Source organism: Microcoleus sp. PH2017_34_RAT_O_A, assembly GCF_020737885.1.
Taxonomy (GTDB): Bacteria; Cyanobacteriota; Cyanobacteriia; order Cyanobacteriales; family Microcoleaceae; genus Microcoleus.
This window is the reverse complement of the sequence record NZ_JAEQDD010000001.1, coordinates 249,027-261,910: the sequence shown is the minus strand read 5'-3', so window position 1 is coordinate 261,910 and position 12,884 is coordinate 249,027. Positions and strand designations below refer to the sequence as shown.

14 protein-coding genes are annotated in these 12,884 nt (G+C 46.0%); 7 read left to right on the top strand and 7 right to left on the bottom strand.

Features of this window, described 5'->3' with window-relative positions; translation table 11 throughout:
• Nucleotides 1–264: 264 nt before the first annotated feature.
• A complete protein-coding gene (locus JGK11_RS01080; RefSeq protein WP_293176484.1) occupies nucleotides 265–1,665 on the bottom strand; it encodes an S-layer homology domain-containing protein in 1,401 nt (466 codons plus the stop codon).
• A gap of 65 nt (nucleotides 1,666–1,730) precedes the next feature.
• On the opposite strand from JGK11_RS01080, the gene JGK11_RS01075 reads away from it, so the two are divergent.
• Nucleotides 1,731–2,276: a hypothetical protein gene (locus JGK11_RS01075; protein ID WP_293210272.1), complete on the top strand. Its 546-nt coding sequence runs from the start codon at nucleotides 1,731–1,733 to the stop codon at nucleotides 2,274–2,276.
• Here JGK11_RS01075 and JGK11_RS01070 read toward each other — a convergent pair.
• Complete coding sequence (locus JGK11_RS01070; RefSeq protein WP_293210269.1) at nucleotides 2,243–2,392, bottom strand: hypothetical protein; 150 nt, start codon at nucleotides 2,390–2,392, stop codon at nucleotides 2,243–2,245. The genes JGK11_RS01075 and JGK11_RS01070 overlap by 34 nt on opposite strands.
• Before the next feature lie 532 nt (nucleotides 2,393–2,924).
• Between JGK11_RS01070 and JGK11_RS01065 the strand changes: the two genes are divergently transcribed.
• The 5 genes from JGK11_RS01065 (at nucleotide 2,925) to speD (ending at nucleotide 8,322) form a co-directional block, all read left to right on the top strand.
• Entirely contained in the window at nucleotides 2,925–3,404 is a 480-nt protein-coding gene (locus JGK11_RS01065; protein WP_293176480.1) for a BON domain-containing protein, read from the top strand.
• A 158-nt stretch (nucleotides 3,405–3,562) separates the two neighbouring features.
• Nucleotides 3,563–3,742 (top strand): hypothetical protein, encoded by a 180-nt coding sequence (locus JGK11_RS01060; RefSeq protein WP_293210267.1) that lies wholly within the window; start codon nucleotides 3,563–3,565, stop codon nucleotides 3,740–3,742.
• Nucleotides 3,743–3,821: 79 nt separating this feature from the next.
• Nucleotides 3,822–5,030 carry a general stress protein gene (locus JGK11_RS01055; protein ID WP_293210265.1) on the top strand — a complete coding sequence of 403 codons (1,209 nt, stop codon included), beginning with the start codon at nucleotides 3,822–3,824 and terminating at the stop codon, nucleotides 5,028–5,030.
• 1,519 nt (nucleotides 5,031–6,549) lie between these two features.
• Nucleotides 6,550–7,611 (top strand): pentapeptide repeat-containing protein, encoded by a 1,062-nt coding sequence (locus JGK11_RS01050; protein WP_293176474.1) that lies wholly within the window; start codon nucleotides 6,550–6,552, stop codon nucleotides 7,609–7,611.
• 288 nt (nucleotides 7,612–7,899) lie between these two features.
• Nucleotides 7,900–8,322: an adenosylmethionine decarboxylase gene (gene speD, locus JGK11_RS01045; RefSeq protein ID WP_293176472.1), complete on the top strand. Its 423-nt coding sequence runs from the start codon at nucleotides 7,900–7,902 to the stop codon at nucleotides 8,320–8,322.
• A gap of 293 nt (nucleotides 8,323–8,615) precedes the next feature.
• On the opposite strand, the gene JGK11_RS01040 is transcribed toward speD, so the two are convergent.
• On the bottom strand, nucleotides 8,616–9,206 hold the full coding sequence (locus JGK11_RS01040) for a hypothetical protein (RefSeq protein WP_293176470.1): 591 nt from the start codon (nucleotides 9,204–9,206) through the stop codon (nucleotides 8,616–8,618).
• Between the two features lie 145 nt (nucleotides 9,207–9,351).
• Here JGK11_RS01040 and queF point away from each other — a divergent pair, with 145 nt between their 5' ends.
• On the top strand, nucleotides 9,352–9,771 hold the full coding sequence (gene queF, locus JGK11_RS01035; protein WP_293176468.1) for a preQ(1) synthase: 420 nt from the start codon (nucleotides 9,352–9,354) through the stop codon (nucleotides 9,769–9,771).
• Between the two features lie 157 nt (nucleotides 9,772–9,928).
• Here queF and JGK11_RS01030 read toward each other — a convergent pair whose 3' ends face one another.
• The 4 genes from JGK11_RS01030 to JGK11_RS01015 form a co-directional block, all read right to left on the bottom strand.
• The gene (locus JGK11_RS01030; RefSeq protein ID WP_293176466.1) at nucleotides 9,929–10,120 is read right to left on the bottom strand and encodes a DUF2283 domain-containing protein; all 192 of its coding nucleotides are present in this window, start codon (nucleotides 10,118–10,120) and stop codon (nucleotides 9,929–9,931) included.
• Nucleotides 10,107–10,367, bottom strand: a complete 261-nt coding sequence (locus tag JGK11_RS01025) for a DUF4258 domain-containing protein (RefSeq protein WP_293210262.1) — start codon at nucleotides 10,365–10,367, stop codon at nucleotides 10,107–10,109. Before JGK11_RS01025 ends, JGK11_RS01030 begins: the two co-directional genes overlap by 14 nt.
• A 69-nt stretch (nucleotides 10,368–10,436) precedes the next feature.
• Nucleotides 10,437–11,843, bottom strand: a complete 1,407-nt coding sequence (locus JGK11_RS01020) for a cytochrome c biogenesis protein (protein WP_293210260.1) — start codon at nucleotides 11,841–11,843, stop codon at nucleotides 10,437–10,439.
• 195 nt (nucleotides 11,844–12,038) lie between these two features.
• Nucleotides 12,039–12,770 carry a cytochrome c biogenesis protein CcdA gene (locus JGK11_RS01015; protein ID WP_293145339.1) on the bottom strand — a complete coding sequence of 244 codons (732 nt, stop codon included), beginning with the start codon at nucleotides 12,768–12,770 and terminating at the stop codon, nucleotides 12,039–12,041.
• Between the last annotated feature and the right edge of the window lie 114 nt (nucleotides 12,771–12,884).

The window sequence follows — 12,884 nt, the reverse complement described above, 5'->3', positions numbered from 1 at the left end:
ATTTATGGCGTTTGCAAGGATTTGTGGCGGTGACTCGGGCAGAGAAATTAAAGTAGCGAGACTTTTCTACCAGAGTCAGGATGATAATCTAACAGGTTTTTAGTGAGGACTTCAGTCCTCAGCAAAAGAAGGACTTAAGTCCTCACTACGAACCTGTAGTGAGGACTTAAGTCCTCAGCAAAAGAAGGACTTAAGTCCTCACTACGAACCTTTTTTTGTTTAAGTTGATGCTTTGTTTAAAATTTTTAATCATCCCAAACAACTCTACTGGGCTGGTTGAGACTTGGCTTGCAGAGCATCTTTAGCCGACAATCCCTGATCTTGAACGCCAAAATACCACAAACTTGCAGCAGCTTCGGCGCGAGTCACGGATTTCTTGGGCTGAAAGAGAGTAGTAAAACCAAAAACCCGACGAATATTCGCCAAATCTCCATTGTTGAAATCAGCTAAAACTGCTCGCGACGCCTGGGAATCAATCTTAGAAGCATCTTGAAAACCCCATTTTTCTTTTACTCCGTCAATGTTAGCTGTGGGCAAAACTTGACGAGTATCTAATGGTACTTTCCAAAGAATCATTGTTTCGCGGGTTAAAGGTGCATCCGGACGAAATTTCATATCTTTCGTTTCTCCAGAAAGCGAACTCGGAATTAAACCGGCTTCTGCTAAACCTTGAATTGCTGCAAAATCTGGATCTGTTTTGGGTATGTCAGAAAAGGCCGGTTCGCTAGATTCTACTGCTAATCTAATTTGTTTTGCTTGACGGCTGGCATAAATCTGATTGTTTGCTGCTACTAACCAGCGGGCGTATTCGCGGCGGGTGACAATTTTGTTGGGTTCGGGTAAACTGTTGCCAGTTTCTAAATTGGCACCGCTTTTCGATCGCACTTTCAGTGCTTCTAACTGAGCCAAATCTGCCACGTACTGCTGCAACTGTTGAGGAATTTTGGTGTCTAGTTGGCTAACTTTTTCTGATTTTGGCGAGGCGGATGGGGTTGGAGTAGTTCCTTCTGAATTTGATGGACTTGGTGAAGCGGTTGGAGATGGGCTAGACTCGGAATTGTTAGGTTGGGGACTGGCTGCTATTTCTGGGCCCTCTTTGCTGTAGTCGATCGCAAATTCTGTAGAACCTCCTACTTTTTGAGTCCCAGAAAGCGACACTGTTACCCGCAATTTATCTCGGGTTGCTACCAAAGAACCTTGTCCTTCGGCGGTTGGGCGGCTGACTATTTGCCAATTCCTGCGCCCAAATTCTGTCTGATAAAAGTTCTGAACCGAATTAACCGGATCTGTGCTTTCCCAGCGCAGCCGCACGTTTTTTGACTGTCCATCGCTGGGCGCACCAACTTCGATTAACTGAGCATTAGGATAGAGTGGAATCTCTGTCGGGAAATCGGCAGGAAGTTTGGCGGTTGTGCTGGTTTCAACTGCTGTCGCTGGGGGAGCAACAGGGACGGGAAGCGGAGTTTCGGTTAATTTCGGATCGGCGGCTACCGATTCTTCGAGGGCTTTGCTGTTGGGGCTGTTTGCACAAGCTGTCACAGAAACCAGCAGACTGATAGCCAGCCAAGTCTTTGCAGTAGCGAGTATATTGGTTTTATTAGTTTTACTGGTTTTGGTTGGGCCGATCGAGTTGCCTCGCCGTTGAGTACGTATAATATTCAGCATAAATCCCTCGTTTGCGGATATATTTCTAGGCTAGCGCAGATCGGACAAATATAATTTTTACCCAAATGAAATTTCTGCATATAATCCTAGTTACTGCTACGTTACTTGTTTCGGCCGTCAAGTTTGGCAGTCCCGCAAAAGCTGAAGCAGCCCCGCTGCGGGCGCCACTTCCTCAGCCGGAGTGGCAGCCGTTTTGCTCGGCAATGGGTCAGTTTGCGATCGATATGCCGGGAAATCCCAAAATTAATACTGAAACTTTTTCAACTCAAATTACCACTCATACATACAGGTCGATCTTAAAAAACAAAGAAACTTATTTACTTCAATATTTTGACCTAGATTTTCGGACTAGCAACAAGAATATCAAAATTACTTTAAATAATGCAGTAGATTTTTTTGTCGTGGCTGCAAATGCTAAATTGCTGCAAGTGCGTGATATTTCCCTGGGCGGCTACCCGGGAAAAGAGTTTGAGTTTCAGCCACTTTCTCCCAAGGAACCTATAGGTGTCGGTCAAGTTTTTTTGGTCGAAAAGCGCGTTTACGGGCTGGTTGCTACTACTCCAGAGCCAGAAAATGCTCAAAAATTTCTCGACTCTTTTCGTTTGTATTGAAGCAGGAAGTTCGGTAATTGGTAATTGGTAATTGGTAATTGGTAATTGGTAATTGGTAATTGGTAATTGGTAATTGGTAATTGGTAATTGGTAATTGGTAATTGGTAATTGGTCATCAGGAAAAATTAGTTTTGAGTGGCGATCGAATCTATTAATAAAACTTACGTTTTTGAACTTGGTATCTCTAAAAATATTAGCTTTGGTAACTAAAAATATCGAATCAACCTGATTGATGATGAATAGTGCGTCCCGGAATAATTAAGTTAAATTTAATCTAATACCCGTTTGAAAAAAGAATGCAACTGCTTTGTCAGCTTCAAACCAATATTCAGTAACTCATCCCTAATCGCAAATCCTTCGACACTTCGACAAGCGCTCGCGCCGAAATCTAAAATCTAAAATCGTTCGACGCTCGCGCCGAAATCTAAAATCTAAAATGCTATAAGACCTTATTTTATTTTTTGTACTCTATCTAAGGACAGAGGTAAATTTTACACCTGTGGAGCGATGTAGCGGATTCCTAAATTTTATATGTTTGAGATAAGGCTTTTTAGAGAGCAGAAAGCAGCAGCTAAAATTCTGTGTGGCTTAATCTCACTCAACGAAGTCTCACTCATCGACAGCTTACCCGGAGGGTATTAACATATTATGAATAAACTAACACCAATTCTCATCAGCGGTCTCCTATTATTTGGAGCTGCTGCTTGCACTGAGGGGGCTAAAACTAGCGCCGATGCTCCTAATTCTACCACAGAAAATGTCAAGAGCCCGCCCCCAGCCGAGAATGTTCAAAAAACTCAGTCCGACGCAACTAGCGATGTTCGCAAAGCCCAAGCAAATTCTGATATCAGGGCCAGAGAACAGCGCAACAATGTGACTGGTGGCGATGCAATCAGAGCCGATGGCGACCTGAAAAGTGAAGTTCGTTCTAAGTTGGAAGTGAACATTACTAAAGGTGCGCTCACTGTTGAGGCAAAAGACGGGGCTGTTACCGTAGGTGGCACAGTTCCAAATCAAACTGATTTAGCTAAAATAGAGCCGCTAGCTAAAGAAATTAAGGGTGTCAAAAGCGTGAATGTTACGGCTGTTGTCGCCCCCGCTGCACCCGCCGCATCGCCTACCAAGTAATAAATTAGAAGGAAGTTAGGCAACGGATTTGGTAACGGATAGTTTGACGGATTTAACCGATACAAGTAAGAGGGAAAATTGGGGATTTCAAAAGTGCTTTCGCAGTGGATTACAACGCTTACGTGAATCTTCCGGTTGCGTTTTTTTGAGTTAAAGAGTTGAAGATTAACCCACTCAAAAATCCGCGTTCCAAACTCGCGCAATACCTGCAATTTGCCATTGGCAATTTGCCATTGGCAATTTACGATTTAAAATTCCCGATGATTAGTGGAAACCTGTCGGAAGATAGAGGTCGAGGTTATTCCCAGCGACCGATGAAAAATGTGGGGAAAAAATGACTAAATGTGATTGATGGCAGCAAGCAGATCGTAAATTCTGTAGTTGTGTAAAAACAGTATTTTTTGAAGGAGAAAAGAAATGGCTTTAGGTCAACACAAACGGGCTGTAGGATCGTTTTCTAATTACCGCGATACGGAACTAGCCTTGATGGAACTGCAAAGTAGCGGGTTTCCGATGAATAAGGTTTCGGTAGTTGGAGAAAATCTCGATCGCAGCGAAATTGCGGGCGCTACCGCTGGTAAGAGTACCGACGAGAAAGTCGGCGGCGGCGTAAAAGCAGGCGCGACAGCGGGAGTCGTGACGGGCGGTTTGATTGGGTTGCTCGGAAGTATTGGGGCGCTGGCGATTCCGGGAGTTGGCCCGGTGATGGCGGGGGGCGCGATCGCCACTCTGCTTGCTGATACTGTAGTCGGAGGCGCGATCGGGGCTGCTGCGGGCGGTTTGGTCGGCGGTTTGGTCGGTTTGGGTGTTCCCGAAGCCAAAGCTCAGGTTTATAACGATCGCCTCTCGCGCGGAGAATATTTGGTATTCGTAGAAGGAACGGATGCTGAGTTGGCCACCGCCGAAGGAATTATGAGCGTGCGGGGCATTCAGGATTGGGGCATTTACGATGTGCCTACAGACACCGGCCGCAGATCGATGGGTCGCCACAAGCGCGCTGTGGGCGTGTTTTCCACTCGCCGCGAGACTGAACACGCGCTGGGAGAACTGAGAACAGGGGGTTTCGACATGGATCGGGTTTCGGTCATTGCTAAGGATGGCGATTCTAAAGGGGATATCGCAGGCATTGACGTGCACGACAGCGCAGACAACAAGGCCGATGAAGGGGCGACTAAGGGTGCGCTCACAGGCGGAACCCTGGGCGGTTTGACTGGCTTGTTGGTAGGTCTCGGCTTGGTGGCAATTCCGGGTATCGGGCCGATTATGCTGGCTGGAGCCTCGGCTACGGCGATCGCCACTACACTCGCCGGTACTGCTTTGGGTGCGGCTGCGGGTAGCTTGATCGGAGCTTTAGTCGGTTTGGGAATTCCTGAAGAGGAAGCCAGAGCTTATAACGATCGAGTGGCGAGGGGAGATTACTTGGTACTGGTTGACGGCAGCGAAGCAGAAGTCGCTAAAGCTGGGGCTGTTCTGAGCCGCGGAGGCATTCAGGATTGGAACACCTACGACTCTCCCAGCGTGGATACCGCTCGGGCAGATTACGGCACTCCCGGCACTCCCGGCGCTGATACTACGCCTGGTATTTACGACCCCAATCAGGGCGTTGCTGGCAAGCGTCGGGTTTGATCCTTCAGACTTTGTTTGGGTATTAGATCTCTCCAAAAAAGCAAGTCTGGAACAGGCAAGATGCCTGTTCCACAATAATTATTGGAGATGTCTATTATTTCTACCGACGGCTGGGACGATCGCACTGGCGCACTCGGATTGTTTAGGGCGCAGCGTTTAGCCGAATGCGGGTAAAATTCTCTCAAAAGTCGGCTTTTTCTGTGAAAGCCGGCTTTTGTTTTGTTCGGGAAACCTCAAAAAAGCGACCAAGCAAAAGTTGAATTTTGAGAGTGCGAGCTGGGCTTTGGGTCGGCTGGTCGATCGGCTCTATAAATTTTTACACTCTAAATCCGCAGCGATTTGTGAGTCTGTAACACTCACTACTGCAAGGGTTGCAAACCCTGGAGTATTATCAAATTGGATGACTAAAATTGCAGCAGAGATTGCCCCGTTAGTCAAAGAGCGACTATCTTTAATTATGGGGTGGCTAATTTCAGCAAATTATATCAGGTGAAGTAGCCAGTCCCGCGCGCCGAGTACGGCCTGCGGTGGTCGGCAATTATTAGAATAATTATTGTCGTCGCCTTGGGGCAAGACTTAGGCTGGTCATTGGTTGGCTGTAGCAGCCCAATTGCCTTTGGCAAGACCGGCTAAAGGAATATAGTTTTTCTGGGAATGCCTCAGCGAAGCATTTTTTCCAGCCCAGGAACAGCTTTTATGTCCGGGAGCGCGTCTGGTGTCGGGCGTTCTGTTAATTAGAAGCGCAAGCGCTCATGGATCGAGTAAACATTAACAACAAGCACAGCAGCGCGGGAGTACGGGAACGGCTCGCGGCGCTTTTTTTGGCGAAATCTCAGGCCCATGGCAGCCTATTGCTGGTTTCGCCTGGGACTCGATCGGCCAGGCGAGCGAAACAGCCTTCCTGTTCGATTTCACGCTGCATTGAGCACAGTGGGGGGAGGTGACACTAGCTGAGCTGACCGGGCTCTGCTTTCATGGGCGATCGAAGAAAGAAGGCAAAAACTAAAAGATATTCGGAGTTGAAGCTTCGAGTCCTTATTTCTTTCGGGAACTAATAGAATAGATTTGCTCCCCTGTACCAGCAATTTGTGGGCTGTGAATGTGGCGCGGGTGCCGCCAGCAAGAACCCCAAAAATATGCGATCGACAACTTATCGATTTATCGATATTTTGTAAATAGTTAGTAGTTAATAGTTAGTGATTAGCAGTTAGTATAAATACAACTAACAATTAACAACTAACATCAGCCGCAACTAACTCTTAGCAGCATAAGACTTACAGGCGGAAGCGAGAAACTCGGTTTCTTCATAAATGCCCCTAGCCAAGCCCTACTTTTACGAAAAACCGGGTGGCTTTTCGTGAGTTCTACGTAAATTATCAGGGTGATGCTAGAAATCAACCAGTTTTGATAATTATTACTGCGGCAGTATTGGTTTAAGAACTGACTAGCAAACACGAGCATACAAACTTTCAGACAACATTGAACATCGAGAAATTAAGGAAACTCACTCAATTTTTTTATGAATTTCACTGAGATTTTAAGTGCCGATGAACTTGTAACTAGACATAGAAACGGGGAACGAGATTTTCGAGGAGCCAACCTCATTGCCGCTCATTTGATTGAATCTAATCTCAGTCGAACTAATTTGAGCAGCACTAATTTGAAAGGGGCCAACTTAATTAGAAGTAAACTAATAGGAGCTAATTTAAATGGTGCCGACTTGAGCGGGGCTAATTTATCTAAGGCGAAATTAATTGAAGCGAACCTAGGCAGTTGTAGTTTAACGGGAACTGTGGCGATCGGAGCCGATTTTAGCGGAGCAAATCTCAGCGGAGCAATATTGTCTCGCGCTGACTTGAGCAAAGCTGTGATGACTGGAGCGAGTTTAGTCGGAGCTTGTTTGCTAAGTGGCTCGAAACTAATTGAGGCTAATTTGAGCGGGGCGACGCTGAGCCGAGCAATTATGAGCGGGGTTGATTTAAGCAGAGCAAATCTGACTAGAGCAATTATGAGCGAAGTAGATTTGAACGGAGCAAACCTGAGCGGTGCAAATCTAATTCGGGCTTATCTCAATCGCGGAAATCTCAGCGGTGTCAATTTGGTTGGGGCGATTTTGAGCGAAGCAAGTCTGCGGGAGGCTTGTATTTGTGCTGCTAATTTGAGCGGTGCTGACTTGAGCGGTGCTGACTTGAAAGGAGCTAATTTAAATGGTTCTAATTTGAGCGGTGCTGACTTGCAAGGCGCTAATTTGAGTAAAGCTAATTTGAATGGTTTAATTCTGCATAATGCTGATTTGAGGGCTGCGAATTTGAACAAAGCTTCTCTCAGGGGAGCTGATTTGAGCGGTGCAAATTTATCGGGTGCTAGCTTGCTGGAAGCAGATTTGCGGGGAGCGAATTTGAGTCACGCCAATTTGTCGGGAGCGGGTTTGCTGCTGAGTTCTTTGACAGGGGCAAATTTGACAGGAACTAATTTGTCGGAGGCTAATTTGATTGGGGCTAGCTTGAATGTTGCTAATTTGAACCAAGCGGCTTTGAGCGGGGCTATTTTGCCGAATGGGGCTACTCACAGCCGCGATTGATCGGATGTCCGGTAGCGTGTTGATTGTCAGTTGCGAGCAGGCTAGCGATCGCGCGTGAAGTCAAAAGCTTCACTTACGTTACGTCGCTTTTTTGCAGTGGCGCGCTACTCGCCGGTGCGAGATCTCGCACCGGCGTTTGACTGGCGACAAAGCGCCCCAAAAAATAGTTGCGAGGGCCCTCGCAACTATTTTTTGGAATTTTTTTGGTAATTTACTTGAAAATTTCTAGAATCCGTGCTATTGTCAAAAGGTTTGAGACATTGTGAGTTAGAGGTAAAACCCCGCAGAATGAAACAATTGGGAACCCATCTGGTCGCTGATGCTTGGGAGTCTCCTGGAGACCTCCTCAACGATCCTGAACGTATCCGCCGCGCCATACTCGATGCGATCGAAGCCGGAGGAGCTACTCTCATCGATTTGTGCGTACACCAGTTTAGTCCTCACGGAGTGACGGCTACTGCAACTTTGGCAGAGTCTCATATAGCAATCCATACTTGGCCTGAACACGGTTATTTTGCAGCAGACTTATTTTTCTGCGGAGCCGGCGACCCTCACCGAGCCATGAAGGTGCTACAGACAGCTTTGGAAGCTAAACAGGTAAAACTCACTGAGTTCACGCGCGGTTTCGAGCCCGGGGTGGGCATTCTAGGTTCTGCTTGTGAAGAGCAGTATGCACCTCGTTTAGTAGAAACGAGTGCAGCCAGAGGATGATAGCCAATTAGCGTAACTTTGAATATTTTATGCTAGGTTTTCGTTAAAATCCCACGGTTCGAGCCGTGGGATTCTTGTTGAAATTTACCGAAGAATTGGGTCTAAAGTCCCGCCGTTCTAGGGCGGCTTTCAAAATCTTTTGTGGCGTTGCTGATTTACGGTATGAAAGGCTAAATATGCCAGTCATAGAAACCACTATCGACAAAGCTTGGGGATTTTTAACTTATTTTTTTTCATACCCTGATTAAGCAACGCCGGAACCAAGAATCCCCACGCGTTTAGGACGCGGAGTGTCACTTTCCCTTTAACAAAGGGCGAACAACTAAATAACCTGCACCGAAGGCAGCAATAACAATCAGAAAAATGGCGATCGCCAACCACAATCCACTTAAGTCTGAGGCTTTTTTGGGTTGAGATCGAATGCGGTAAGGAGTTTCCGGCACCTCTGCAAATAATTTTTCTGGCAGTGTATCCGGCATGGGAGGGGCTGTTGGCTCCGGTAGAGGGAAGGGGAAAGCCACTTTCTGAGGTGGTTGAGGTACGGCAGAGCTAGTCCGCGAGGTTACAGGTGCTGGGGGCTCCGGTTCAACGCTGAAATTGAATTTGACTGAGGGCATTTGAGGCATCCCAGTCTGGGTGACGTTCTGAGCCGAGTTGACTACTTGTTGTAGCTGCTGGGATACTTGAACTACTGTTTCTACTTCTCGCCGCAGTTGTTGATTTTGTTGAACTAATTGCTGGTTGTGGGTTTTGAGGGAGTCGAGCATTGCTTGGGCTGCTTGCAATTCCGCCGTGACTTCTCGATAGAGGGAAATCGGTACCGATGCAGAGTAACTATTTGAGTTTTCAGGGTTCGTATTGTCAGATAAGGTAGTATTTTGCATAATTGTAGATGGCGAGGGTGAACTTTTTTAAGTTTAGCCTGAGAGTATTTGCAATTAGATCGATCGCAACACAATTCGTCAAGATATTTGTTACAGATTTTGAGAGTGAGTTTAATTAAATCTTAGAAGTTTTCAGTCGATCGCTATGAACAACCACCCAACTGCACAAAGTATGTCGCAAAAGTCAAGTACCGAGGAAATGAAATACGGCGAACGCGAGATTTTGGAAGGAGAGTTAATTACTTTCCCGAACCCGCGAGTCGGGCGGCGCTATACGATTAACATTACCTTGCCGGAGTTTACTTGCAAGTGTCCGTTTTCAGGCTATCCCGATTTTGCGGCGATTCACGTTACTTACGTGCCCGACGAGCGGGTGGTCGAGTTGAAGGCGCTGAAGCTCTACGTTAACAGTTATCGCGATCGCTACATTTCTCACGAAGAATCGATCAATCAAATTTTAGATGATTTTGTCGCAGCTTGCGCGCCGCTGGAAGTGACGATTAAGGGCGATTTTCTGCCACGGGGGAACGTGCACACTGTGGTTGAGGTGCGGCACGAGAAGTAGAAGGTTGAGTCTTCTGCGGCTGGTACTGATTGCGGTAGGGGCGTCCTTGAGATTCTCAATCAGCACCGAAAGCATGATTCTGACGCACCGTTTTTTGCTTTCGGTGCGTCAGTGAGATTGTTGGTTTGGCTCGAAAATAACGCTAGAGTAGAACACCCTACTTAATTGCTTCGGAGAGAGATTCTAAGGAGATAAATTGTTTCACATCTAATATTTCGATCAATACCAGTTCTCCGCTGCTAGAATAGTGCAGAATCATTTGCCCTTCATCTTCGGCATAGGCGATCGGGCTATCGGAAATTTCGATCAGCATCGCATCTACATCTTGGCTGTATCTAATCTTTTTCATATCTTGACCTCTTACCCGGATAAGCAGTAATTACTAAAATTTTATCATTATATTCTTGGTAAACCACTCTCAGGACAAGTCCATTCAATCTTTGTTGACAAATAAACTTTCCTTCACCACTTGCTTCTAACTTACTAGGAGTTCTAATAGTTTCCGAAATCAAATCTGTTGATATTGTCACCCCGCGACTTTCTAGAATTTCTATTTTTAGTAAGGCGTGTTGACTGAATTCAATCCTTTTTATCACCTTTATTTCCTGTTTAATTATCGTTTTTACCCGGATGTAAGATGGGCATTGCCCACCCTACAATTAGTTTTAATTAGCTAGAGAAGTCTCAGTAATCGCACTTTTGGTATCTGCTGTTTTCAATTCTGCCAACTTGTCCAAAATCTCCACAACTTCTCTTTCAAATATCACCTGAGCGCGATTAGTGCGCCCGCCGACGTATAGCTTGCCATTTTTTTCCAAAGCCCAAATCTGCGAGTGAGACAGATAGCTCATCATCACGCTGAGCATTAGCAACCCAAAGCCAGTATAAACGAGCGGAATTCCTGGATCGGCTTTAATTTGCAATCCCGTGCTGCCAACAACTTCATCAATTGCCAGCATCACTCCGTTAACTTCAACTGCTGTACCGGCGCGAACAGTCGTTAACAATTTGCCATCAGTACCGTAGACTAACATTGTGCCTTGCAAGTCCTTTGCTAGCAGAGAAACTCCCGCACTCAAATCTGGTTTTGTCGGAATCCAAGCACCCCAAATTCTGCCTTTACCTTGGGTATCTAACTGAGCCATTGGCAATTGTAAAACCGGGCTTTTGTTGAGGCGAACTCGCACGGCGGCTAAAGCCCAATCTGCTTGATAAAAGGTGACTCCGCGGTATCTCAGAGGCTCGTTAACGTGAATGGTTTTGCGATCGACCTCTTGGCCTGTTTTGTCCAAAACTGACAGATCCGAGTAAAATTGGTCGATCGCCCCGCTCGGACTATAATCGATCCAGAACCGATTCACACGCACCGACCAATCCTTCGGTATTTGTGGCCCCGCCCAAGGCCCAGCATCAGTGATATTCTGCACCCGAAACGTTTCACCGCTAGGAACCAATTCTTGACCCATAAATCCAGTCATCGAGCCAAACATCGACCCAGCTAAAATAATTAGCATACTCGCGTGAACAATAATCGGGCCGATTTTACCAATTATGCCCTTGCGAGCATAAACTTTTTCACCTTCTCGAAATATGCGGTAATTTTTTTGCTGCAAAAGTTGTTCTAACGAACTTAAAGAAGTTGTTTCTAATTCCGCACTGAGAGCTAATTTTTCAAACTGCTTCGGTTCTGCATAAAATTTCCAGCGGCGGGCGGCTTTTAGTGCCGGAAATTGTCGGGTAAAAGTGCAAGCTGTCAAGCTGCTGCCGAACAAAATTAGGATTGACAAAAACCACCAAGTGCGGTATACGTGGTCAAGTCCTGCAATTAGCACAACTTTCCAAGTTAGGAAGCCGAACAAAGCCGGGTGTTCTGGATAGTTGGATTGGTAAAATTCTACAGATTGACCTTGTTCGATGATGGTGCCGGAAATGCTGAAAAATGCGATCGCCAGCAGCAAGATAATTGCCAGCCGCAAATCTGCCAGCACTGGCAAAAGTTCTCGCTTGAAAAACTTTAGAGGCGCAGTCGCCCAGTCTGATAATTTAGATAGAAATACTTCTTTTGATATCATTGGAAATTGGTAATTGGTAATTGGTAATTGGTAATTGGTAATTGGTAATTGGTAATTGGTAATTGGTAATTGGGTAACACACTACCAATCACAATTAATTAATTCTCTGTATCCTTCAATTTTGTATTGTTTTCGGTAATTCTTAAAGGAGTGAAGTCCTTACTACGAACCTTACTACGAATCTTACTGCGAATTTTAGGCGGGAAGAATGCGGGAAAGCAGAGAAAACACGCCAAATCCTACTAATAAAACGCCACTAACAGGCGTAATCCAACTCGACCAACGGCGCAATTCTAACAACTTTTTAATGCTCGCGGTAAAAGTACCTGCTACAATCAGCGGAGCCACGTAGCCCGCAGCGTAAAACAGCAGCAACACACCGCCTAAAACCAGATCTCCCGTTTTGGAAACCCAAGCTAATAGGGTAGCTAAAACCGGCGTGCTACAGGGAGAAGCTACTAAACCAAAAGTTAAGCCTAATAAGTACGATCGCACGCCCGCAGGCAAATCTTTCGGAACCCAGCCCACAGCGTCAAAAGACGGCATTTGTAAGGGTAAGGCTTCCAGTAAATTCAGCCCCATTAAAATCGCGATGATGCTGACAACGATCGGCAAACCCAGACCAATTTTGCCATAAACTTGACCAGCAAATGATGCTACAATGCCTAAACCCGCAAGAGTTGTCGCCAATCCCAGGGCAAACCATGCCGACTGGGCAGCAGCTTGCAGGCGGCTTTTTGCTTCGTATCCGCCGATGTAGCCGATCGTGATCGGCAACATGGAAAGCATACAGGGCGTCAAGCTCGTTAGCAACCCTGCCAGAAAAATCACTCCGACACTGACTAAACTCAGGTGTGTCAGTTGAGTGTTGACTAAATTATTAGCAAATTGTGCGAGTTGATAAAGTTGGGTTTGCAGGGTTTCCATCGGTCGATTTTAGATTTTAGATTTTAGATTTTAGATTGACTCCGGTGTCATCGAATTGAGATTTTAGATTTTAGATTGACTCTACAGATGAATCTGGGATATTCAACTAAATAT

What these genes read in the sequence shown, in the direction of transcription:
- queF (WP_293176468.1), top strand. Translation starts at nt 9,352, where the DNA reads ATGAACAACCACCCAACTGCACAAAGTATGTCGCAAAAGTCAAGTACC.
- JGK11_RS01065 (WP_293176480.1), top strand. Translation starts at nt 2,925, where the DNA reads ATGAATAAACTAACACCAATTCTCATCAGCGGTCTCCTATTATTTGGA.
- JGK11_RS01050 (WP_293176474.1), top strand. Translation starts at nt 6,550, where the DNA reads ATGAATTTCACTGAGATTTTAAGTGCCGATGAACTTGTAACTAGACAT.
- JGK11_RS01055 (WP_293210265.1), top strand. Translation starts at nt 3,822, where the DNA reads ATGGCTTTAGGTCAACACAAACGGGCTGTAGGATCGTTTTCTAATTAC.
- JGK11_RS01015 (WP_293145339.1), bottom strand. Translation starts at nt 12,770, where the DNA reads ATGGAAACCCTGCAAACCCAACTTTATCAACTCGCACAATTTGCTAAT.
- JGK11_RS01030 (WP_293176466.1), bottom strand. Translation starts at nt 10,120, where the DNA reads ATGAAAAAGATTAGATACAGCCAAGATGTAGATGCGATGCTGATCGAA.
- JGK11_RS01075 (WP_293210272.1), top strand. Translation starts at nt 1,731, where the DNA reads ATGAAATTTCTGCATATAATCCTAGTTACTGCTACGTTACTTGTTTCG.
- JGK11_RS01070 (WP_293210269.1), bottom strand. Translation starts at nt 2,392, where the DNA reads ATGACCAATTACCAATTACCAATTACCAATTACCAATTACCAATTACC.
- JGK11_RS01080 (WP_293176484.1), bottom strand. Translation starts at nt 1,665, where the DNA reads ATGCTGAATATTATACGTACTCAACGGCGAGGCAACTCGATCGGCCCA.
- JGK11_RS01020 (WP_293210260.1), bottom strand. Translation starts at nt 11,843, where the DNA reads ATGATATCAAAAGAAGTATTTCTATCTAAATTATCAGACTGGGCGACT.
- speD (WP_293176472.1), top strand. Translation starts at nt 7,900, where the DNA reads ATGAAACAATTGGGAACCCATCTGGTCGCTGATGCTTGGGAGTCTCCT.
- JGK11_RS01040 (WP_293176470.1), bottom strand. Translation starts at nt 9,206, where the DNA reads ATGCAAAATACTACCTTATCTGACAATACGAACCCTGAAAACTCAAAT.